The sequence below is a fragment of the Rathayibacter sp. AY2B5 genome, from assembly GCF_002931645.1.
Lineage (GTDB): Bacteria > Actinomycetota > Actinomycetes > Actinomycetales > Microbacteriaceae > Rathayibacter.
Genome location: NZ_PSUE01000012.1, coordinates 65784 through 87326 on the forward strand (window position 1 = coordinate 65784; position 21543 = coordinate 87326).

A 21543-nucleotide genomic window follows, 5' to 3' on the forward strand; every position below is an offset into this window, starting at 1 on the left:
CTCGACGGTCCGGGGTCCCCTCAGGGCGGAACGACGGAGCCGCCCGGTCGTCGCGGAGCGACGGCCGGACGGCTCCGGGGCGGTGGCGGCTAGCCGCGCTCGGCGCTCCGGCGGCGCAGCGCGGCGAGCAGGAGCCCGCCGACGCCGCCGGCGATCAGCAGTCCGCCGAGGCCCAGCGGCAGGCCGACGTCGGCTCCCGTCGAGGCCAGGGGCGGGCGGCCGCCGGGGTGCGGCGCCACGGCGGTCGGCGTGCTGCTCGGGGTGGGAGCGGCCGTCGGCGCGGTGGTGGGCGCGGTCGTCGGGGCGACGGTCGGCTGCGCGGTCGGAGCGACGGTCGGCTCGGCGGTCGGGGCCACGGTGGGCTCCGGCGTCGGGGTCGGCGTGGTCGGGTCCTTCTCGGCGTCGATCGCGGAGGTGTCCGCGGCGAACGAGGCGGTCACGAAGGCGATGGCCTTCGACGTGATGCCGAGCGCCTCCTGGTTGATGTTGTCGATGTCGTCGGCGGCGGAGTGGTAGTTCGGGTCGTGCGTGATGCCGGCGGTGCCGCCGAACAGCGCGACCTCCTCCTCCGTCTTGACGTCGTCGGCGCCGGTGAAGACGCCCGAGGACGGGATGCCGACCGAGATGAAGCCGTCGTAGTCGCTGCGGCCGTCGAACGCGGTGTCGATCCAGGGCTGGTCGATCGAGTCGAAGTAGTCGGTGAACGCCTTCTCGGTCGCGATCGAGCCGGCGGGCACGTCCACGGGGGCCTCGTAGGTGGACTGGTCCGCGTCGTAGACGGAGATCAAGTAGTTCGGCGAGGCGACCATGTCGAAGTTCATGTAGGTCGCGATCTTCGAGGCGTCGTCCTCCGTCAGGGAGTCGACGTAGGTGTAGGAGCCGACCAGGCCCACCTCCTCGGCACCCCACCAGGCGAAGCGGACCGCGTTGGTCGTGTCGCCCGCGGCGGCCAGCTGCACGGCCGTCTCGAGCAGCGTCGCGGATCCGGAGCCGTTGTCGTTGATGCCGGGGCCGGCGGGCACGCTGTCGAGGTGCGCGCCGAGCATGACCACGTTGTCGTGGTCGCCGCCCGGCGTCTCCGTGACGATGTTGAAGGTCTCCACCTCGGTCGTCGTCTGGTCGATGAGGACCGAGACGCTCGCGGGGAGCGACGCCAGCAGCGCCTGCCCCTCGGCCTGCGTGACGCCGACGCCGGGGACGGCGGCCGCGTCCTGTCCGCCGAACGTCCCGTTGAGGGCGTCGCTCGGCGCGTTGTCGTAGATGATGATCGCGGCGGCGCCGGCGGCACCGGCGGCGACCGACTTCTCGAGGAAGCTGCAGGAGCCGCGGCTGACGAGCGCGACCTTCCCGGTGGCGTCGAGGCCGGTCCAGGCGTCCGTGGTGCAGCCGAGCGGATCGACGGGGGCGATGAGCTCGCCGGTCACGCCGCCCTCGGGCGTCGACGGAGTGAACTCCATCGGCGTGCCGACGGCGCCGGTGCCGGTGGTCAGCGTGAACGCGTCGATCGTCTGCGTCGCGGTGGTGAAGTCCTGGCGCTCCGTCGTGTAGCCGGCGTCCGCGAGGACCTTCTCGACGTACGCGCCGCTCAGCTCGTAGCCCGGAGTGCCGATCGCGCGGGTGCCGCCGTTGGCGTCCGCGATCGCCTGAAGCGCCTCCAGGTGGGTCATGATGCCGTCGACCGTGACGGTGTCGGCGAAGTCGACCGGCTCGACGGCGCTCGCCGTCGGCGCGAAGGCGAAGCCGGCGACGAGGGCGCCCGCTCCGATCATCGCGCTCGAGCCGATCAGCGAGCGGCGTCGGCGGCCGCTCGGGGTGTTCGTGGTGGTTCGCGCCACTGGGGCTCCCTCTCCTCGAGAACGGGCCGCCGCGTCGGCGGCCCCGACGCGCACCTCCCGAAGACTGGGAGGGGATCGCGTCCTCTGCGAGGGTATTCACAGGAAACGGTGCGGCCCAGTCCCCCCTGCCAGATTTCATCCGGACGAAACACGGACCGGGCCGGCGGGTCGGTCAGGCCGTCGCCGGGCTCTCGGCCCACTCGCGGAGCATCGCGAGCGTCTCCTCCGGACGGTCGCGGTGGGGGCTGTGACCTGCGCCCGCCACGACCGCGTACCGGATGCGCGGATTCGCGCGCAGCACCAGGGCGGCGAGGGAGGGAGGGAGCAGCGTCTCGACCTGCGGGTCGCCGGCCAGCACGAGGACCGGCGGGCGGAGGCCCGGCAGGTCCGCCAGCAGGTCCCACGGGTCGTTGTCGTCGATCGTCGCGGCGACCGCGGCCGGATCGGCGGCCCGCACCGCGGCGAGCTTCTCGGCCCGGTCCCGCTCGTCCCAGAGCGGCTGCGCGTCAGCGAGCTCCTCGGCCGAGACCGCGAGACCGGCGAGCTCGCCCGCGCGGACGGCGGCCCGCTGCTCCGGGGCGAGCCGGAGCACCGGGTCCAGCAGCGCCAGGCGCCCCGCCCAGCCGGAGTCGCGGGCGGCGGCGCGCACCGCGACCGCTCCGCCGAGCGAGTGCCCGACGACGAGGTCGAACGGTCCCCGCGCGAGGGCGTCGTCGGCGTAGGCGTCGTGGCGGGAGGAGCCGCCGCGCGGCCCGTCGCCGTGTCCGCGCAGGTCGGGAGCGGAGACGCTCCAGCCCGCCGCGGTCAGCTCGCGGCTCAGCCGCCACCAGGTGCGGCCCGAACCGCCCAGGCCGTGCAGGAGCAGGACCCTGCCCGCCGTCATCGCCGGAGCCTCAGTCGAAGCGCGGGTCGCGCCCGGTGCGCTCACCGGTCGCGAGCCCGGCGATCGCGGCGAGGTCCTCGTCGTCGAGGGCGAAGCCGAAGACGTCCAGGTTCTCGCGGATCCGCTCCGGCGTCACCGACTTCGGGATCACGACGACGCCGAGCTGCACGTGCCAGCGCAGCACCGCCTGCGCCGGCGAGACGCCGTGCTTCGCGGCGACGCGGGCCAGGGCCGGCTCGTCGAGGAGGCGCCCGCGGGCCAGCGGCGACCACGCTTCGGTGACGATCTCGTGGGCGGCGTCGAAGGTGCGCAGCTCCTCCTGGGGCAGCCGCGGGTGCAGCTCGACCTGGTTGATCGCCGGCACCACTCCCGTCTCGTCGAGCAGGCGCTGCACGTGCTCCTCGGCGAAGTTCGAGACGCCGATCGAGCGGGCCCGCCCCTCGCTCTGCAGGCGCTCGAGGGCGCGGTAGGTGTCGACGTAGCGGTCGCGCGAGGGGATCGGCCAGTGCACGAGGTAGAGGTCGACGTAGTCGGTGCCGAGCAGCTCGAGGCTCCGGTCGAAGGCGGCGAGCGTCTCGTCGAAGCCGTGGTCGTCGTTCCAGACCTTGGTCGTCACGAAGACCTGCTCGCGGGGGAGGCCGCTCGCGCGGATCCCCTCGCCGACTCCGCGCTCGTTGCCGTAGAGGGTGGCGGTGTCGACGTGCCGGTAGCCGGCCTCCAGGGCGACGGCGACCGTGCGGGCCGCCTCCTCGTCGCCGATCTTGTAGACGCCGAGCCCGAGCTGGGGGATCGCGCGGCCGTCGTTGAGGGGGATCAGGGGGACGCTCATGCCTCCCATGCTGGCACGCGCCTCAGACGCTCCAGTCGAGCTCGCCGTGCGGTCCCACGTGCACGTCGTCCTCGATCAGCGCCGCGAGACCTGCCACCCCGAAGAGGAGGCGCCGCTCGGCGCGCTCCGCGTCGCTGCGCTCGTCGATGCCGCGCGCGGCGAAGTGCACGTCGTGGCCCGCCTGCAGGCCCTCGACGCCGAGCCGGCCGCGGAGCGCGCGCACGGGGCGCCGGCCGATGCCGAGTCCGCGCCAGAGGGAGCCCGTCTCGAGGACCACCGCCGTCTCGGAGGCGACGACCCCGTGCTGCTCGCGGTGCGCGGTGAGCTGCCACCCGTAGCCGAGGTGGTGCAGGCGGGTCGAGTGCGGGCCGCGCCAGGCGTGCGAGGACTCCTCGCGGCGGAAGTAGACGGGACTCGGGCGGAAGGACCCCTGCCAGAGCGCGGCGGCGAGCTCCGTGCACCACTCCGGGGTCTCCGGATCGGACCAGGGGTCGAGGAGGTCGGTCCGGGCGGCGGCGCGCCGGTGCTCGCGCACCAGCTCCTCCGCGTCCTCCCGCAGTCCCATGCCGTCCCCTCGTCGTCGTGGGCCTTCACCCTAGGGTGTCCGACAGGCGCCGGACAACCGGGGTGGCGGCCTAGGAGGGCAGCGTGACCGGCTCGGTGTCGGGCAGCGGGCTGGCGTCGCGCCCGCGGAGATCCGGGTGGTACCGGCGGCCGAGCAGGGGCACCAGGAAGCCGACCAGGGCGAAGGCAGCGGCGACGACGATGGCGGCGGTCGGCCCGGCCTGGTCGATCTGCACGCCGGCGATCGCGGAGCCCAGCGCCGCGCCGATCAGCTGACCGGTGCCGACCCAGCCGTAGGCCTCCGCCGTGTCCGAGAAGCGCACGCTCGAGGCGGTGATCGCGAACAGAGCCGCGAGAGCGGGGGCGATGCCGATGCCGGCGAGGAACAGCGTGACGCACAGCCACCAGAAGTCGGTCGAGACCGCCGCCAGACCCATGCCGACCGTGACGATCAGCATCCGCCGCGCGGTCGCCCACCGGCTGATCGGGATGTGGCCGAGGGCGAGGCCGCCGACCAGGGAGCCCGCCGCGAACACGGCGAGCACGACGCCCGACTCGACTCCGCCCTCGCCGAACACCGCGACGACGCCCGCCTCGACCGCCGAGCAGGCGCCGATCAGGAGGAAGCCGACGACCGTGGCCAGCAGCACCGGGGGCTTCGTGAGCACCACGCCGAGGCGGCGCTTCGAGCGCGGGATGCGGACGCGGCCCACCTCGGGCGAGGCGATGAACCAGATCCCGCCGCCGATCAGGAACGCGGCGGCCGTCAGGATGCCCGCGACCGTCGACACCTGGATCGACACGAGCGTCGCCAGCACCGGGCCGAGCACCCAGATGATCTCCTGAGCGGAGGCGTCGAGCGAGAAGAGCGGGGTCAGCTGCGAGCTGGTGACCATCTTGGGGTAAATGGTCCGCACAGCCGGCTGCACCGGCGGCATGCTCAGGCCGGCGATGAACCCGATCACGACGAACTGCCACACCTCGAGCGGGAGCACGGCCATCGCGATGATCGCGCCCGCGCAGACCACGAGGGTGATCGTCAGCACGCGGCGCATCCCGAGCCGCCCCATCAGGCGGCTGGTCAGCGGCCCGGCGATGGCCTGCCCGATCGACATCGAGCCGAGCACCAGGCCGGCGGCGGCGTAGGAGTGGTGCACCCGCTCCACGTGCAGGAGGAACGCCAGCGAGAGCATCCCGAACGGGAAGCGCGCGGTCAGCTGCGCGAGGATGATGCGCCCCACCCCGGGGGTCTTCAGGAGATCGGTGTAGCTGCCCACCGGACGACACTAGCGCTCCGGAGGGGACTGCGGTTCGTCGAGGGAGACCGCTGCCCGAGGGTCCCTCGACGGGTCGCGGTTCCCTCGGCGGAGGGGCGCGTCAGCCGGCCAGCACCTTGCGGATCCGCTGCAGAGACACGCTCTCGGCGGTGCCGAGCGACTGCGCGAAGAAGCTCACCCGCAGCTCCTCGATCATCCAGCGGGCGCGCGCGATCCGCTCCGGGGCGTGCGCGGGCAGCGGCACGACGCCGCCTGCCGACCGGTAGAGCTCCTGGGCCGCCTGCACCTCGTTCAGCCAGACGCGGTCGCGCCCGACGTTCTCGGCGATCTTGCCGAAGCGCTCGGTGATCCCGCCGAGGTAGCGCGGGAGGTGCCGCAGCCGCTCCACTCCGGTCGCCGAGACGAAGCCCGGGTAGACCAGGCCCGAGAGCTGCTCCCGCGCATCCGTGAGGGCGGGCAGGAGCGCCATGCTCGTCGAGGCCTTGAGCGCCTTCTCGACGCCCCGGGCGGTGGTGAGGATCGTCGTGACCGTCTTCACGGTCTCGAACATCGCGTCCATGACGCTCGCCGAGACCCGGTCGCGCACGGCGTCGAACTCGGCGCGGAGGAAGAGCATCCCGTCGGGCTTCATCCGCCAGAGGACCGCGTCGACGCAGGCGAGCAGGCAGTCGGTGAAGAGCGCGGTCGTGTTCTGGTACGGGCTCTGCGCGAGCACGAGCTTCTCGTTCGAGGTGAGGTGCTGCTGCACGTAGGCGACGGGGCTCGGCGTCGCGAGCAGGAGGAGGCGGCGGACGCCTCTCGGGTGCTCGCGCGCCTGGTCCTCGGCCGTGGCGAGCAGGCGGATCGAGACCGAGTCGCCGTCGTCGATCAGGGCGGGGTAGGCGCGGATGGTGTTCCCGCCCTGCCGGGTGTCGGTGACGCGGGGCAGCTCCGGCATGTCCCAGGTCTTCAGGCCCCGGCGCTCGAGCGCGTCGGGGACCCGGGCCTCGACCACGCGGGCGACCTCGTCGCGGACCCGGCCGCGCAGGCGCTCGGCCAGCGGGGCGAGCTCCTTGCCGGCGGCGACCGTGCGCCCCCGCTCGTCGGCGACGGCGAAGGTGACCCGCAGGTGCGAGGGGATGCGCTCGAGGTCGAAGTCCTCGGGCTGCACCACCACGCCGGCCTCGCGGCGGATCGCTCCGGCCAGGGTCGCCGCGAACGACTCCGTCGGCGGGTTCGGCACGTCGTGCGGCAGGAACGCGGTGAGCTTGCGCGCCCAGTCGTTCGCGGGCACCACGTTCCGGCGCAGGTGCTTGGGCAGCGCCTTGATCATCGCGGTGACCAGCTCGGCCCGGAGTCCCGGCACCAGCCAGTCGAAGCCGAGGGGCGTCACGCGGGGCAGGAGCGCGAGCGGCACGTGCACCGTCACTCCGTCCTCCTCCGTCCCCGGCTCGAACCGGTACGAGAGGCGGAAGCGCTGGTCGGCCTGGCGCCACTGCGTGGGGAACGCGGTCTCGTCGATCTGCTCCGCGTCCTCGGGGAGGAGCGTCTCCTGCGTCATCGTCAGCAGATCGGGCTCGTCGTGCTGGGTCGTCCGCCACCAGGAGTCGAACGAGCGCACCGAGGTGATGTCGCGGGGGAGCCGGCGGTCGTAGAAGTCGAACACGGCCTCGTCGTCGACGAGCAGGTCGCGGCGGCGCGTGCGCTCCTCCAGCCGCTCGAGCTCGGCCCGCAGGGCCCGGTTCTTGCGGTCGAAGGCGTGGCGCGACTCCCACTCGCCCTCGACGAGGGCGTGCCGGATGAACAGCTCGCGGGCGTACGAGGCGTCGATCCGCGAGAACTGGACGCGGCGGCGGGCGATGATCGGCACGCCGTAGAGCGTGACCTTCTCGTAGGCGACGGCCGCGCCCTGCGACTTCTCCCAGTGCGGCTCGCTGAACTGCCGCTTCACGAGGTCGCCCGCGATCGCCTCGGCCCAGGCCGGATCGATCGCGGCGTTCGAGCGGGCGAAGAGGCGGCTGGTCTCGACCAGCTCGGCGCTCATCACCGCGTCGGGGAGCTTCTTGGCCAGGGCGCTGCCGGGGAAGATCGAGAACTTCGCGTTGCGGGCGCCGATGTACTGCACGTTCTGGCGCTCGCGGCTCTTCGCCGCGCGCTGCGCCTGCTGCGAGGTGGTGTCCTTGATGCCCAGGTGCGAGAGCAGGCCGGCCAGGAGGCTCCGGTGGATCCCGTCGGGGTCGACCTTCGGCTCGCCCAGCTCGAGCTTGAGGGGGCGAGCGAGCTGGCGCAGCTGGCGGAACACGTCCTGCCACTCGCGCACGCGCAGGTAGTTGAGGTACTCGGCCTTGCACAGGCGCCGGAAGGCGCTCGAGGAGAGCTCCTCCTGCTTCTCCTCGACGTAGTTCCAGAGGTTCAGCAGGGTGAGGAAGTCGCTGGTGGGATCGACGAAGCGCGCGTGCTGCTGGTCGGCCTGGGCGCGGCGCTCGAGAGGGCGCTCGCGGACGTCCTGGATCGTGAGGCCCGCGACGATCGCCATCACCTCGCGGCTGACGCCGTGGCGGCGCGACTCGATCACCATCCGGCCGAAGCGCGGATCGATGGGGAGCCGCGCGAGGTCGCGCCCGATGCGCGTGAGCTGCGGCGCGGCCTCCGCCCCCTTGCGCGGGACGCCGCTCGAGTGCGCGCTCGGCGGCGTGCCGCGCACCGGAGCGGCGTCTCGCGGCGCGGCGGAGGCGGCGGAGGGGGAGCCGGGGACGCGGAGGGCGCCGAGCTCCGTGAGCAGGTCGAGGCCGTCCTTGATGCCGCGGGAGTCGGGCGGAGTGAGGAACGGGAACGAGGCGATGTCGCCCAGTCCGAGCGAGATCATCTGCAGGATGACCGCGGCCAGGCCCGTGCGCAGGATCTCGGGATCGGTGTACTCGGGGCGGCGGAGGTAGTCCTCCTCGGAGTAGAGGCGGATCGCGATGCCCGCGCTGGTGCGTCCCGAGCGGCCGGAGCGCTGGTTCGCGGAGGCCTGCGACACCGCCTCGATCGGCAGCCGCTGCACCTTCGAGCGCGCGCTGTAGCGCGAGATGCGGGCCGTGCCGCCGTCGATCACGTAGCGGATCCCGGGGACGGTGAGGCTCGTCTCCGCCACGTTGGTCGCGAGCACGACGCGGCGGCGGACGCCGGGGGTGCGCCCCTTCTCGAAGACGCGGTGCTGATCGGCCGCCGACAGGCGCCCGTAGAGGGGGAGCACCTCGGTGCCCGGCAGATTCCGGCCCCGGATGGCGTCCTCGGCGTCGCGGATCTCGTTCTCGCCCGAGAGGAACACCAGGACGTCGCCCGGATCCTCGCGCGCCAGCTCGCCCAGGGCGTCGGCGATGCCGGTCATCAGGTCGCGGCTGCCGCTCGTCGCGTCGGGGACGTCGGTGTCGTCGTCCTCCTCCGGCTCCTCGGCGACCAGCGGGCGGTAGCGGATCTCGACCGGGTAGGTGCGGCCGGAGACCTCGATGATCGGCGCGGGCTCGCCGGCGGCGTCGGCGAAGTGGGCCGCGAAGCTCTGCGGGTCGATCGTCGCCGAGGTGATGATCACCTTCAGGTCGGGGCGCTGCGGCAGCAGGCGGTGCAGGTAGCCCAGGAGGAAGTCGATGTTGAGGCTGCGCTCGTGCGCCTCGTCGATGATGATCGTGTCGTACCGGCTGAGCATCCGGTCGTGGTTCATCTCGTTGAGCAGGATGCCGTCGGTCATCAGCTTGATCCGCGTCGAGGCGGACGCCTTGTCGGTGAACCGGACCTGGTAGCCGACCAGCCCGCCGACCTCGTCGTCGAGCTCCTCCGCGATGCGCTCGGCGATGGTGCGCGCGGCGATGCGCCGGGGCTGCGTGTGCGCGATGCTCTCGCGGCCGAGCTCCAGGCAGATCTTCGGCAGCTGGGTCGTCTTGCCCGATCCGGTCGCGCCGGCGACGATGACCACCTGGTGGTCGCGGATCGCGGCGGCGATGTCCTCGCGCCGCGCCGACACGGGGAGTTCGGGCGGGTAGCGGATGCTGAGCACGTCTGACATGAGCCCTCCATCCTACGCCGCGTGCGACAATGCCCTGTCTCGTGAATCATCGCGGGCCACCCTGCCCGGTCGGGCGCTCCGGCGCCGGTCGACCGCGGCGCACGATCCCGTGGAGCACCCCGATGAATCCGCAGTCCCTGCTGGTCGTGCTGAACATCGTGCTGCTGCTCTTCGCGATCCGGGGCGTGCTGTCGAACCCGAGGCTCTCGAAGGTCGCGAAGGTCTCCTGGGTGGCGTTCATCGTGATCGCGCCGTTCATCGGCAGCCTCGCCTACCTGGCGGTGGGCCGTCGCGGCGGGAGCGGCGGAAGCGGCACGGTCGTGCGCGGCACGGAGCGGCCGTCGGGCTGGTTCTTCGAGCGCTGAGCGGTCGGGTGGCCCTACGGCGGGGGAGACCCGCGGACGTCGGCGCTCCGCGGACCTCCTGACCCTCCGACCCGCGGCAACCCCCTCACCGCAGGCTCCGCCCGCGTCTAGCGTGGAGCGCATGGCCGATCGTCTGCGCTCCAGTGTCAGCCCCTACCTCCGCTCGCACGCGGACAATCCGGTCGACTGGTTCCCCTGGGGCGAGGAGGCGTTCGCCGAGGCGGTGCGCCGCGACGTCCCGGTGATGGTGTCCATCGGCTACTCCACCTGCCACTGGTGCCACGTGATGGCGCGGGAGTCGTTCTCGGATCCGGTGCTCGCCGCGCGGCTGAACGCGGACTTCGTCGCGGTGAAGGTCGACCGCGAGGAGCACCCGGACGTCGACACGGCCTACCTGACGGCCGCGAGCGCGTTCACCCGGCAGCTCGGCTGGCCGCTGACGGCCTTCGCCACCCCCGCCGGCGAGACCTTCTTCGCCGGCACCTACTTCCCGCCGCGCGCCGTCGGCGGCGTGCCCGCCTTCTCCGACGTCCTCGACGCGGTCTCGGAGGCGTGGCGGCTGCGGCGCGACGAGGTGCAGGCGACGGCGGGCGGCCTCGCCGCGGCCCTGCGCGAGGCGACCGCGGCGCTGCCCGCCGATGCCGCACTGCCCGGCGACGCCGAGCTCGACGGCGCCGTCCGCGCACTCGCGGACGAGGAGGACCGGGTGCACGGCGGCTTCGGCGGCGCCCCGAAGTTCCCGGTGGCCCCCGTGCTCGGGTTCCTGGCCTCGCGGCCCTCGGGAGCGGCGCTCGCCGAGCGCACGCTGCTCGCGCTGGCCGCGTCCCCTCTCCGCGACCGCGACGGGGGCTTCTTCCGCTACGCGACGCAGGCCGACTGGAGCGATCCGCACTACGAGCGGATGCTGTACGACAACGCGCAGCTGCTGGACGTCGCGGCCGTCCTGCTCGGGCACGACGGCGCCCGGGTGGAGGAGCTGACCGGGATCGCGGAGGGCGTCGCCGCGTTCCTCCTGATCACTCTCGAGCGGCCGGGCGGCGGCTTCGCGTCGGCGCAGGACTCGGAGAGCATCGTCGACGGTCAGCGCTCGGAGGGCGGCTACTACCTCGCCGAGGACCGGTCCCGCCTCGCGCCACCCGCTCTCGACGAGAAGGTCGTCACCGGCTGGAACGGCCTGGCGATCCGCGCGCTCGCCCGCGCCGGACGCGTGCTCGGACGGGAGGAGTGGATCGACGCCGCCCGGCGCGCGGCGGACGCGGTGCTGCAGCGGCACCTCGTCGACGGCCGCGTCGCGGTGCGCGCCTCCCTCGACGGTGCCGTCTCCGCGGCCCGCCCGGCGCTGGAGGACCTCGGGATGCTGGCCGGCGGGCTCCTCGAGCTCGCCCTGGCGGAGGGCCGCCCGCGCTACGCGGTCGCGGCGCGCACCCTGATCGACGGCGCGCTCGACGCGGCCGATGGCCCGCTGCCGTTCGCGCTGCCCGGGGGAGGGGACCCGGCGCTGACCGCGCGGGGACTCCTGCTCGCGGCCGATGCCTCCGAGGGCGCCTACCCCTCCGGCCTGTCGGCGACGGCGGACGCGGCGCACGAGCTGTACCTGCTCACCGGATCGCAGCGCTACCGGGAGGCGGCCGAGGCGGTCGTCGCCTCGATCGCTCCGGGCGCGGTCCGCCGGCCGATGGGCTTCGGCGCCGTGCTCGGGCTCGCTTCGCGGCTGGCTCGCCCGGTGCGGCAGCTGGTCGTCGTGGGCCCCGGCGCGGCGGAGGCGGTGCAGGGCGCGCGGTCCGCCGGGATCGGCGTGCTGGTCGGCGTGTCCGACGAGGGCGCCCGGGACTGGGCGGACGCGGGCTTCGAGCTGTTCGAGGGGCGGATCTCGCGGGAGGGGCTGCCGACCGCCTACTCCTGCGAGGCCTTCGTCTGCGCCCTTCCGACGACCCGCCTCCCGGAGGAGCTGCTCACGCGGCCGTGACCACCAGTGGCGCCGCGGGGTCGGCGGCCCACTCGTTGAGCGAGCCGTCGTAGACGACCGCCGTGTGGACTCCGAGCACCGCCAGTGCGAGTGCATCGGCCGTCGCGGCGATCCCGCCCCCGCAGTAGAGGACGATCCGCTCGGCCTGGAGAGCGTCTCCGAACAGCGACCGCAGCCGCTCCGGCGGCAGGAGCGTGTTGTCGGCGCGGTCGACGAGCCTCCCGGCGGGGACGCTCCGCGAGCCCGGCAGGTGTCCGAGGCGGGGTCGGCGCCCCTCCTCCCCGGTGAACTCCTTCGGCGGGACCGCGCAGACCAGCGCCCCGGGAGCCTCGCCGCGCACGACGCTCTCGACGCCGGCCTTGTCGATCCAGAGCGGCCGCTCCTCGCGCACGCTGATGCCACCGCTCACGGCGGGCTCGACATGCCCCGTCTCGATCGGGCGCTCCTCCCGCCGCCAGGCCGGGAGCCCGCCGTCGAGCACCGCGACGGCGTCGTGCCCGGCCGAGCGCAGCAGCCACCACAGGCGCGAGGCCCACTGGCCGACCGCGGAGTCGTACACGACGACCACCGAGTCGTCGTCGATGCCGAGCGCGGCGGTCGCGGCGGCGAAGCGCTCCGGGTCGAGCCGGGTGAAGGGCAGGGGAGCCGCCGGATCCGACAGCTGCTCGAGCAGGTCGCCGAACACGGCGCCGGGGACATGCCCCTCGAGGAGGTACTGCTCGTCGCCGCTGAGGTAGCCGGGCCGCCCGTCGAAGCCGGGCACGAGCAGCACGCTGGCGTCGACGACGACGAGGTGCTCGCGGCCGAGCTGGTCGGCGAGCCACTGGGTCGAGACGATCGGCCGGGCGAGGTACGGGGCGGAGGAGGTGCTCACCCGCCCCACGGTAGGCGCGACCGCCGACAGGCGCGCCCCCGTGCGTCACGCACGGTCACGGACGCCGCCGGGCGCTCAGCACTCGATGACGTTGACCGCGAGGCCGCCCTCGCTCGTCTCCTTGTACTTCGACGACATGTCGATGCCGGTCTGGCGCATCGTCTCGATGACCGCGTCGAGCGAGACGCGGTGGTCGCCGTCGCCGTGCAGCGCGAGGCGGGCCGCGCTCACGGCGGTGGAGGAGGCGATCGCGTTCCGCTCGATGCAGGGGATCTGCACGAGCCCGCCGACCGGGTCGCAGGTCAGTCCGAGGTGGTGCTCCATCGCGATCTCGGCCGCGTTCTCGACCTGGCGCGGACTGCCGCCGAGCACCGCGCAGAGCGCTCCGGCGGCCATCGCGCAGGCCGAGCCGACCTCGCCCTGGCAGCCCGCCTCCGCACCGGAGATCGAGGCGTTCGTCTTGCAGAGCGAGCCGATCGCGGTGGCGGTGAGGAGGAAGCGGCGCAGCCCCGCGCGGTCGGCGCCCGGGACGAAGCGGAGGTAGTAGTGCCCGACGGCGGGGATGATGCCCGCCGCTCCGTTCGTCGGAGCCGTCACGACGCGCCCGCCTGCGGCGTTCTCCTCGTTCACCGCGAGGGCGAAGGCGTGGAGCCACTCCACCGAGGTCGCGCGGGCGCGGTCGAGCGGATCCTCCTCGAAGGCCTCGAGCCGCTCGCGGAGCACCGAGGCCCGGCGGCGGACGCCCAGGCCGCCCGGCAGCACGCCGTCGGTCGCCAGGCCGTGCTCGACGCAGGCGGCCATGGCGTCCCAGATCGCGTCGAGGCGGGCGTCGATGTCGACCCCGGGGTGCAGAGCGCGCTCGTTCGCGGCGGCGATCTCGGCGATGCCGGAGCGGGTCCGATCGCAGGTCGCCAGCAGGTCGAGCCCGGAGACGAAGGGGTAGGGGTGCGGGGCCAGCGCAGCCAGCTCGGCGCGCTCGCCCGCGCGCCGGATGAAGCCGCCGCCGATCGAGTAGTAGGTCTCCTCCCACACCGGCAGCGGGTCGTCTCCGACCCAGACGCTGAAGGTGAGGGCGTTCGGGTGCTCCGGCAGCCTCGTGCGCGGCTCGAAGACGACGTCGTCGCGCGTCATCGCGAGGCGCTGCTCGCCGGCCAGGAGGATCGTCCCCTCCGCGTCGAGGCGCTGCCAGGCCCCGCGCACCAGCGCCGGGTCGCACGTCTCGGGGTCGAGGCCGGCGAGACCGGCGACCACCGCGTCGGGGGTGCCGTGGCCGATCCCGGTGGAGCCGAGCGAGCCGTAGAGGGTGCAGCCCACCCGGCTCACACGGCCGAGGAGCCCGGCGTCGCGGATCCGCTCGGCGAGGGCGAGGGCGGCGCGCATCGGCCCGACGGTGTGCGAGCTGGACGGGCCGATCCCCACGCTGAACAGGTCGAGGACGGAGACGTAGGCGCTCATCCACCGAGACTACGCCGGGGCCGGCGGAGTGCGCCGCCCGAGCCGCGCCCGCGTCGAGGAGCCACGGAGATCCGGCGTCGACGAGGGTCTGCGGCGGGTCAGCGCAGCGTCTTGCGCGCCGAGATCTGGCCGGTGTCGAAGCCGAGCAGGTGCAGGCCGCCGTGGAAGCGGGCGTGCTCGACCTTGATGCAGCGGTCCATCACGACGGTCAGGCCCTTCGACTCGCCGTACTCGGCCGCCTCCTGGTTCCAGATCCCCAGCTGCACCCAGACCGTGGGCGCGCCGACGGCGAGGACGTCGTCGATCACGGCGGGGATGTCGCTCGCCTTGCGGAACACGTCGACGATGTCGGGCACGACCGGGAGCTCGGCGAGACTGCGGTAGACCGGCTGCCCCAGGATCTCGGTGGCGTTCGGGTTCACGAAGTAGAGCTCGTAGTCGCTCGACTGCTGCAGGTAGGTGGCGACGAAGTAGGAGGAGCGGGCCGGGTTCGGCGAGACGCCGACGATCGCCACGGTCTTCGCGCGGCGGAGGATGTCGAGTCGCCTGCGGGCGTCGGGGCCCACCCAGGTGCGCTGCGAGCGCAGCATCTTCGCCAGCGGCGAGTTCGCCGGGACCGAGCAGCTCAGCCCGTTGGACAGCTGGACGACCGTGTCGGCGGTGTCGGTGGTGCTCATGCTCAGACCTCCACGGCCGGGGTGTGCAGGGTGGCGGTCGTGTCCTCGGGGAGCGCGGTCGGAGCGTCGGGGGTGCCGTGCTCCTCGACCGCGCGGGCGAGCGCCTGGTCGAGATCGTAGATGATGTCGTCCGCGTCCTCGATGCCGACGGAGAGGCGGACGAGTCCGGGGAGGACGCCCGCGTGGAGGAGCTGGTCCTCGGTGAGCTGGGCGTGGGTGGTCGAGGCGGGGTGGATCACCAGCGTCTTCGCGTCGCCGATGTTGGCGAGGTGGCTGGCGAGGTCGACCGATTCGATGAAGGTCTGGCCGACGGCGCGGCCGCCCTTGACCACGAAGCTGAAGACCGAGCCCGGTCCCTTCGGCAGGTACTTCTGCGCGCGGTCGTGGTGCGGGTGCGCGGGCAGCCCGGCCCAGTAGACGGCCTCGATCCGGGGGTCGGCGTCGAGCCACTCGGCGACGCGGCGCGCGTTGTCGACGTGCGCCTGGATCCGGTACGGCAGCGTCTCGACGCCCTGGGCGAGCAGGAACGCGGAGTGCGGAGCGAGGACCGGCCCGATGTCGCGCAGCTGCTCCGCGCGCAGGCGCGTGAGGAAGCCGTACTCCCCGAAGTTGCCGTCCCACGACAGGTCCCCGTAGGAGGCCACCGGGTCGTGCAGCAGCGGGAACTTCTCGGGGGAGTAGTGGAAGCGCCCCGACTCGACGACGACGCCGCCGAGCGTGGTGCCGTGTCCGCCGAGGAACTTGGTGGCCGAGTGGATGACGATGTCGGCGCCCCACTCGATCGGGCGGACGAGGTAGGGCGTGGCGACCGTGGAGTCGATGATCAGCGGGATGCCGGCGGCGTGCGCGACCGCGGCGAGGCCCTCGATGTCGGCGATCTCGCCGGAGGGGTTCGCGATCGTCTCGGCGTAGAGCACCTTGGTCTTCTCGGTGATCGCCGCCGCGTAGTCGGCCGGGTCGCTCGAGCGGACGAAGGTGGTGTCCACTCCGAAACGGCGGAGCGTGACGTCGAGCTGGGTGATCGATCCGCCGTAGAGGTTGGCGGAGGACACCACGTGGTCGCCCGCGCCGACGAGCGCCGCGAAGGTGATGAACTGCGCCGAGAGCCCGGAGGCCGTGGCGACGGCGCCGAGGCCGCCCTCGAGGCTCGCGACGCGCTCCTCGAAGGAGGCGACCGTGGGGTTCGACAGGCGCGAGTAGACGTTGCCGTACTTCTGCAGCGCGAAGCGGGCCGCGGCGTCGGAGGTGTCGTCGAAGACGAAGGCGCTGGTCTGGTAGATCGGCAGAGCGCGGGCGCCCGTCACCGCGTCGGGGATGTTGCCCGCGTGGATCGCACGCGTCTTGAAGCCGTACTCACGATCTGCCATGCGATCGACGCTAGCGGGAGCCGCCGACACCGCCGCGCCGGAGCGACGCATCGCGTAACAGAGCGGTCCCGCAGTGCAGAGCGACCGTGCGCGACAGAGCGGCCGAGCGGATCGGAGCGCCGATCAGAGCGCCAGCTGCACCGCGGCCAGTCCCATCGCCGCGATCGCCGCCCACGACACCAGGGCGACGAGGAGAGCACGCCACCCCGTCGTCACGAGCGCGCGCACCCGGACGGCGCTGCCGAGCGCGAAGAGGGCCGCGGCGAGGAGCCAGGTCTGCGCGGTGTCGGCGGCGGCGAGCAGTCCCTCCGGCAGGGGGAGGAGCGTGCGCAGCAGCACCGCGGCGAGGAACCCGACCACGAACAGCGGCACGATCGCCGGGCGCGTCCCGCCGGTCCCGCCTCGGCGCCTCGTGACCGCCGCCGCCACCGCGACCATCGGCGCCAGCATGACCACTCGGGTGAGCTTCACCACGACCGCCACGGCCAGCGCCGACGCTCCGGCCACCTGGGCCGTCGCCACGACCTGGCCCACGTCGTGGACCGAGGCGCCGACCCAGTGCCCGAACTGCACGTCGGAGAGCCCGAGCGGCTGCTGCAGGGCGGGGAGCACTGCGATCGCGAGCGTGCCGCAGAGCGTCACCAGCGCGACCGGCGTCGCCTGCTCCTGCTCCTTCGCCCGGGTCGCTCCGGCCATCGCGCCGATCGCCGAGGCCCCGCAGATCGAGAAGCCCGCCGCGAGCAGCAGCGGCTCCTGCCCGGGCAGCCGGAGCGCCCGGCCCAGCGCCCAGGTCAGGCCGAAGGTGGCCAGGACGATCCCGACGACGACCAGGATCGCGCCCCAGCCCAGCGCAGCGATGTCGATCAGAGAGAGCTTCAGCCCGAGCAGGACGATGCCGGCGCGCATCAGCGAGCGGGACGAGAACTTCAGGCCCGGCGCCAGCGCCCCGCTCAGCAGGGGGCGCGCCGCGGGCAGCTGCGCCACGAGGATCCCGAGCGCGACCGCCGCGGTCAGCATCGGCACTGCCGGCACCGTCGCGTGCAGCAGGGCCGCGATCACCGCCGCGACGGCGCAGGCCGCGACTCCCGGGCCCAGCCGCCGGATCATACCCACGAGGGCAGCCACATGTGGGCCTGCCAGAAGGTGAAGGACGTCTGCGCGCCGATCCAGAGCGGCAGGAAGTAGGCCGTCAGCGCGGCCGCCGCCACTGCGAAGACGAGCACCACGAGGACGCCCCGGGTGCGTTGCCTCCGCTCGTCGCCCGGACTCCCGATCACGATCCCGGCCGTCAGCGCCAGCGCCAGCATCATGTAGGGCTCGAAGACGACGCAGTAGAACTGGAACACCGTGCGGTCGAGGTAGAGGAGCCACGGCAGGTAGCCCGCGACGATCCCCATCAGCACGAAGCCGGCGCGCCACTCCCGGTACCGCGCGAGCCGGTAGAGGAGGTACACCAGCGCCAGGACCCCGGCGTACCAGATGAGCGGATTGGCGACCGAGGTGATCGCCTCGTCGCAGCGTGCGGCGGTGCAGCCGTCGACGCCCGTCGCCTGGTCGACGAAGTACATGCTGGTCGGCCGGAGCATGAGCAGCCAGGTGAGCGGGTTCGCCTCGTAGGGGTGCGAGGCCCGCAGGTTGATCGAGTAGTCGTACATCTGCACGTGGTAGTGCCAGAGGCTCTGCGCCCAGTCCGGCACCCACGCCAGAGCCCCGGTCCAGGCGTTGCCGGGGGCCTCCGACGCCCACTGCCGGGCCCATCCGCCGGAGGTGCGCAGCCAGCCCGTCCAGGTCACGAGGTAGGCGATCAGGGCGATCGGCACGACCAGGAGGAAGGTGACCGGACCCTGCTTGAGGATCGCGCCGCTGCCCCAGAACGGCACGCCCGCGCGGCGCCGCATCAGCGCGTCGACGACCACCGCGTACACGCCGTACGCCGCGAGGAAGTAGACGCCCGTCCACTTCACGCCCGCGGCCAGGCCGAAGAGCACGCCGGCCGCGAGCAGCCAGGGCCGCCACCACAGGACCGGCCCCCAGCTCGGCAGCGCTCCCGCCGCCACCTTCCGCGCCAGCTGCAGGTCGGCCCAGCGCCGGTCCAGCAGCACCGCCGCGACCCCGCAGAGCGCGACGAACATCAGGATCCCGTCCAGGAGCGACACCCGCGACATCACGATCGCGTGGCCGTCGAGCGCGAGCATCAGCCCCGCGAAGGAGGAGAGGAGGGTGGAGCGGAACAGGAGGCGGCCGATCACGATCACCAGCGCGACGGCGAGGATCCCCACGACGGCGGTCGCGACGCGCCAGCCGACGCTGTCGTCCGCGCCGAACACGCCCATCCCGAGCCCGATGATCCACTTGCCCAGCGGCGGATGCACCACGAAGGACGGCGCCCCCGTGAAGGTGTCCACGTCGCCGGCCGCGAAGCCGGGGTCCGGGTTCTCGGGCCAGGCGCCCTCGAACCCGAGGTTCCAGAGGGTCCAGGCGTCCTTCACGTAGAAGGTCTCGTCGAACACGAGCGAGCGCGGGTGGCCGAGGTTCCACAGCCGCAGCACCGCGGCCAGGGCGACCACCAGCAGCGGCAGTCCGAGCTCGTACAGCCGGCGGCGCGCGGGGGAGGCGACGAGCCGGGCGCGCAGGTCGTCGAACCAGGAGCCGCGCGGCACGTCCGGGAGCGGGGTGCGCTCCCGCGGTGCGGACGCCTCGGCGGGCTCCACCGGGACCGAGCGCGCCGATCCCGCCGCGTCCAGGAGCAGGTCGTCGAAGTCGCGCTGCGGTCGGTCCGTCACCCGGCCATGCTAACGGGGCGCCTCCTCCCGGGACGGCGGCGATCCGCGGCGGGAGGCCCCGGACCCGGCCTGGGAGACTGGCGGCATGATCATCCTCGCCGGCACTCCCATCGGAAACCTCGGCGACGCCTCCCGCCGGCTCGTGGAGGCGCTGGGCTCCGCCCGCCACGTCGCCGCCGAGGACACGCGCGTGACCATCCAGCTGATGCGCGCCCTGGGCGTCGAGAACCGGCCCGCCCTCTACGCCCTGCACGACCACAACGAGCGCGAGCGCGCCGCCGAGCTGGTGGAGCTGGCCCGCGAGGAGGACCTGCTCGTGCTGAGCGACGCGGGCATGCCCACGGTCTCGGACCCGGGCTACCACCTGGTCGAGGCGGCGGTGGCGGCGGGAGTCGCGGTCACCGCGCTGCCCGGTCCCTCGGCGGTGCTCATGGCGCTCGCCGTGTCCGGGCTCCCGACGGACCGCTTCAGCTTCGAGGGGTTCCTGCCCCGCCGGCACGGCGAGCGGGTCTCGACCTTCCGGGCGCTCGTCGACGAGCGGCGCACCATGGTCTTCTTCGAGTCCCCGCACCGGATCGGCGACGCGCTCGCCGACCTGGTCGAGGCGATGGGCCCGGAGCGGCGCGTCGTCGTCTGCCGCGAGCTCACCAAGATGTTCGAGGAGGTCCGGCGCGGCACGGCGGCCGAGCTGGCCGAGTGGGCGGCCGACGGCCTGCGCGGCGAGATCTGCCTGGTCGTCGAGGGAGCCCCCGCGAGGGAGGCGTCGCTCGAGGACGCGCTGGCCGACGTGCTGGCCCGCGTCGAGGCCGGATCGCGGCTCAAGGAGGCGTCGGCCGAGGTCGCCGAGATCACGGGGCTCTCGCGCCGCGCTCTCTACGAGGCGGCGCTCGCCTCCCGCCGCGGCTGAGAGCTCCCTCCCAGACGGCGCCCGCGGCCGGTCGTCCACGGCCTCCGTCACACGCCGGGAGCGGTGCCGCGCGGTGAATAGGATGGTCGCCATGTCCGACGGCGCCTCCTTCTACCTCACGACCCCGATCTTCTACGTGAACGACGTCCCGCACATCGGGCACGCGTACACCGAGGTCGCCGCCGACGTGCTCACCCGCTGGCACCGCCAGGCGGGCGACGACACCTGGCTGCTGACCGGCACCGACGAGCACGGCCAGAAGATCCTCCGCACCGCCACCGCCAACGGCACGACCCCCCAGGAGTGGGCCGACCGCCTCGTGAGGACCGCCTGGCAGCCGCTGCTCGAGACCATCGACATCGCCAACGACGACTTCATCCGCACCACGGACGCGCGGCACGAGGTCAACGTCCAGAAGTTCCTGCAGAAGCTGTACGACGAGGACGCGATCTACACCGGCGAGTACGAGGGCTACTACTGCGTGGGCTGCGAGGAGTACAAGCAGCTGTCCGACCTCGAGGAGGGCACCGGCGACTACGCCGGCCAGTACGTCTGCAAGATCCACTCGAAGCCGGTCGAGCTGCTGAAGGAGAAGAACTACTTCTTCAAGATGAGCGAGTACACCGAGCGGCTGCTCGCGCTCTACGAGGAGCGTCCCGACTTCGTCCAGCCCGAGTCGGCGCGCAACGAGGTCGTGAGCTTCGTCCGCCAGGGCCTGGCCGACCTGTCGATCTCCCGCTCCAGCTTCGACTGGGGCGTGAAGGTCCCGTGGGACGACTCGCACGTGGTCTACGTCTGGTTCGACGCGCTGCTCAACTACATCACCGCGGTCGGCTACGGTCAGGACGAGGCGGAGTTCGAGCGCCGCTGGCCCGCGACCCACATCGTCGGCAAGGACATCCTGCGCTTCCACGCGGTGATCTGGCCCGCCATGCTCATGGCCGCGGGCCTCGAGGTCCCCCGGCAGGTGTTCGGCCACGGCTGGCTGCTGGTCGGCGGCGAGAAGATGTCGAAGTCGAAGCTCACCGGCATCGCGCCCGAGCAGATCACCGACACCTTCGGCTCCGACGCCTTCCGCTACTACTTCCTCCGGGCCATCACCTTCGGCCAGGACGGCTCGTTCTCGTGGGAGGACCTGTCTGCGCGCTACCAGTCCGAGCTCGCGAACGGCTTCGGCAACCTCGCCTCGCGGGTCGTCGCGATGCTGCACCGCTACTACGACGGCGTCGTGCCCGCGCCGGGGGAGCCGACTGAGGCGGAGGAGCGCGTGCAGCGCATCGTCGCCGAGGCCGCCGCGTCGGCCGACCGGTCGATCGACGCGCTCGCGATCCACGACGCGATCACCGCCGTGTGGAGCATCGTCGAGGAGCTCAACGGCTACATCACCGAGCAGGAGCCGTGGGCACTCGCCAAGCGCGAGGAGCGCGAGCGCCTCGGCACGGTGCTCTACACCGCGACGGAGGGGCTCCGCGCCCTGGCCGTGCTGCTCTCGCCGGTCGTGCCGCGCGCGACGGCGTCCCTCTGGGAGGCGCTCGGCGTGACGGAGTCGCTGGGCGCCCTCACCGCGCAGCCGATCCGCGAGGCGGGCCGGTGGGGAGTCCTCCCCGTCGGCACCACCGTCGGCACGCTCGCCGCGCTCTTCCCGCGCATCGAGGCTCCCGCGTCCTGACGGCCGCGCCTCGACCCGTGGACCGAGCAGCCGAGCGGTGCGGACTCGCCGGCGGAGGATCCGCAGGG

Annotated in this window: 16 protein-coding genes; 4 read left to right on the forward strand and 12 right to left on the reverse strand. The window is 73.3% G+C overall.

The window, feature by feature from the left end; genetic code table 11:
* Nucleotides 1–89: 89 nt before the first annotated feature.
* The 6 genes from C5C30_RS09680 to hrpA form a co-directional block, all read right to left on the reverse strand.
* Entirely contained in the window at nucleotides 90–1835 is a 1746-nt protein-coding gene (locus C5C30_RS09680; protein WP_104333624.1) for a M28 family peptidase, read from the reverse strand.
* Between the two features lie 172 nt (nucleotides 1836–2007).
* Entirely contained in the window at nucleotides 2008–2718 is a 711-nt protein-coding gene (locus C5C30_RS09685) for an alpha/beta fold hydrolase (protein WP_104333625.1), read from the reverse strand.
* 10 nt (nucleotides 2719–2728) lie between these two features.
* The gene (locus C5C30_RS09690) at nucleotides 2729–3547 is read right to left on the reverse strand and encodes an aldo/keto reductase (RefSeq protein WP_104268910.1); all 819 of its coding nucleotides are present in this window, start codon (nucleotides 3545–3547) and stop codon (nucleotides 2729–2731) included.
* Nucleotides 3548–3569: 22 nt separating this feature from the next.
* Nucleotides 3570–4112, reverse strand: coding sequence for a hypothetical protein (locus C5C30_RS09695; protein WP_104233702.1), 543 nt, complete (start codon nucleotides 4110–4112; stop codon nucleotides 3570–3572).
* Between the two features lie 70 nt (nucleotides 4113–4182).
* Nucleotides 4183–5388, reverse strand: coding sequence for an MFS transporter (locus tag C5C30_RS09700; protein WP_104226915.1), 1206 nt, complete (start codon nucleotides 5386–5388; stop codon nucleotides 4183–4185).
* 100 nt (nucleotides 5389–5488) lie between these two features.
* Nucleotides 5489–9412: an ATP-dependent RNA helicase HrpA gene (gene hrpA, locus C5C30_RS09705; RefSeq protein ID WP_104333626.1), complete on the reverse strand. Its 3924-nt coding sequence runs from the start codon at nucleotides 9410–9412 to the stop codon at nucleotides 5489–5491.
* Nucleotides 9413–9534: 122 nt separating this feature from the next.
* Here hrpA and C5C30_RS09710 point away from each other — a divergent pair, with 122 nt between their 5' ends.
* The gene (locus C5C30_RS09710; RefSeq protein ID WP_159939582.1) at nucleotides 9535–9777 is read left to right on the forward strand and encodes a PLDc N-terminal domain-containing protein; all 243 of its coding nucleotides are present in this window, start codon (nucleotides 9535–9537) and stop codon (nucleotides 9775–9777) included.
* 121 nt (nucleotides 9778–9898) lie between these two features.
* Complete coding sequence (locus C5C30_RS09715) at nucleotides 9899–11743, forward strand: thioredoxin domain-containing protein (protein ID WP_104324209.1); 1845 nt, start codon at nucleotides 9899–9901, stop codon at nucleotides 11741–11743.
* On the opposite strand, the gene C5C30_RS09720 is transcribed toward C5C30_RS09715, so the two are convergent.
* From C5C30_RS09720 to C5C30_RS09745, 6 genes are all read right to left on the reverse strand, one after another.
* On the reverse strand, nucleotides 11730–12617 hold the full coding sequence (locus C5C30_RS09720; RefSeq protein WP_146081508.1) for a sulfurtransferase: 888 nt from the start codon (nucleotides 12615–12617) through the stop codon (nucleotides 11730–11732). The genes C5C30_RS09715 and C5C30_RS09720 overlap by 14 nt on opposite strands.
* Before the next feature lie 75 nt (nucleotides 12618–12692).
* Nucleotides 12693–14072 carry an L-serine ammonia-lyase gene (locus C5C30_RS09725; protein ID WP_104329440.1) on the reverse strand — a complete coding sequence of 460 codons (1380 nt, stop codon included), beginning with the start codon at nucleotides 14070–14072 and terminating at the stop codon, nucleotides 12693–12695.
* Nucleotides 14073–14170: 98 nt separating this feature from the next.
* Complete coding sequence (locus tag C5C30_RS09730) at nucleotides 14171–14749, reverse strand: CoA-binding protein (RefSeq protein WP_104333627.1); 579 nt, start codon at nucleotides 14747–14749, stop codon at nucleotides 14171–14173.
* A 2-nt stretch (nucleotides 14750–14751) separates the two neighbouring features.
* A complete protein-coding gene (locus C5C30_RS09735) occupies nucleotides 14752–16116 on the reverse strand; it encodes an O-acetylhomoserine aminocarboxypropyltransferase/cysteine synthase family protein (RefSeq protein ID WP_104333628.1) in 1365 nt (454 codons plus the stop codon).
* Between the two features lie 123 nt (nucleotides 16117–16239).
* Entirely contained in the window at nucleotides 16240–17223 is a 984-nt protein-coding gene (locus C5C30_RS09740; RefSeq protein WP_104226922.1) for a YeiH family protein, read from the reverse strand.
* Nucleotides 17220–18899, reverse strand: a complete 1680-nt coding sequence (locus C5C30_RS09745; protein WP_258065887.1) for a dolichyl-phosphate-mannose--protein mannosyltransferase — start codon at nucleotides 18897–18899, stop codon at nucleotides 17220–17222. Before C5C30_RS09745 ends, C5C30_RS09740 begins: the two co-directional genes overlap by 4 nt.
* A gap of 85 nt (nucleotides 18900–18984) precedes the next feature.
* Between C5C30_RS09745 and rsmI the strand changes: the two genes are divergently transcribed.
* Nucleotides 18985–19806 (forward strand): 16S rRNA (cytidine(1402)-2'-O)-methyltransferase, encoded by an 822-nt coding sequence (rsmI, locus tag C5C30_RS09750; protein WP_104226923.1) that lies wholly within the window; start codon nucleotides 18985–18987, stop codon nucleotides 19804–19806.
* A gap of 91 nt (nucleotides 19807–19897) precedes the next feature.
* Nucleotides 19898–21475, forward strand: a complete 1578-nt coding sequence (gene metG, locus C5C30_RS09755) for a methionine--tRNA ligase (protein WP_104226924.1) — start codon at nucleotides 19898–19900, stop codon at nucleotides 21473–21475.
* Nucleotides 21476–21543: the final 68 nt, after the last annotated feature.

Coding starts and splice junctions, on each gene's coding strand:
- C5C30_RS09685 (WP_104333625.1), bottom strand. CDS start 2,718: ATGACGGCGGGCAGGGTCCTGCTCCTGCACGGCCTGGGCGGTTCGGGC.
- C5C30_RS09690 (WP_104268910.1), bottom strand. CDS start 3,547: ATGAGCGTCCCCCTGATCCCCCTCAACGACGGCCGCGCGATCCCCCAG.
- C5C30_RS09695 (WP_104233702.1), bottom strand. CDS start 4,112: ATGGGACTGCGGGAGGACGCGGAGGAGCTGGTGCGCGAGCACCGGCGC.
- hrpA (WP_104333626.1), bottom strand. CDS start 9,412: ATGTCAGACGTGCTCAGCATCCGCTACCCGCCCGAACTCCCCGTGTCG.
- C5C30_RS09710 (WP_159939582.1), top strand. CDS start 9,535: ATGAATCCGCAGTCCCTGCTGGTCGTGCTGAACATCGTGCTGCTGCTC.
- C5C30_RS09715 (WP_104324209.1), top strand. CDS start 9,899: ATGGCCGATCGTCTGCGCTCCAGTGTCAGCCCCTACCTCCGCTCGCAC.
- C5C30_RS09725 (WP_104329440.1), bottom strand. CDS start 14,072: ATGAGCGCCTACGTCTCCGTCCTCGACCTGTTCAGCGTGGGGATCGGC.
- C5C30_RS09730 (WP_104333627.1), bottom strand. CDS start 14,749: ATGAGCACCACCGACACCGCCGACACGGTCGTCCAGCTGTCCAACGGG.
- C5C30_RS09735 (WP_104333628.1), bottom strand. CDS start 16,116: ATGGCAGATCGTGAGTACGGCTTCAAGACGCGTGCGATCCACGCGGGC.
- C5C30_RS09740 (WP_104226922.1), bottom strand. CDS start 17,223: ATGATCCGGCGGCTGGGCCCGGGAGTCGCGGCCTGCGCCGTCGCGGCG.
- rsmI (WP_104226923.1), top strand. CDS start 18,985: ATGATCATCCTCGCCGGCACTCCCATCGGAAACCTCGGCGACGCCTCC.
- metG (WP_104226924.1), top strand. CDS start 19,898: ATGTCCGACGGCGCCTCCTTCTACCTCACGACCCCGATCTTCTACGTG.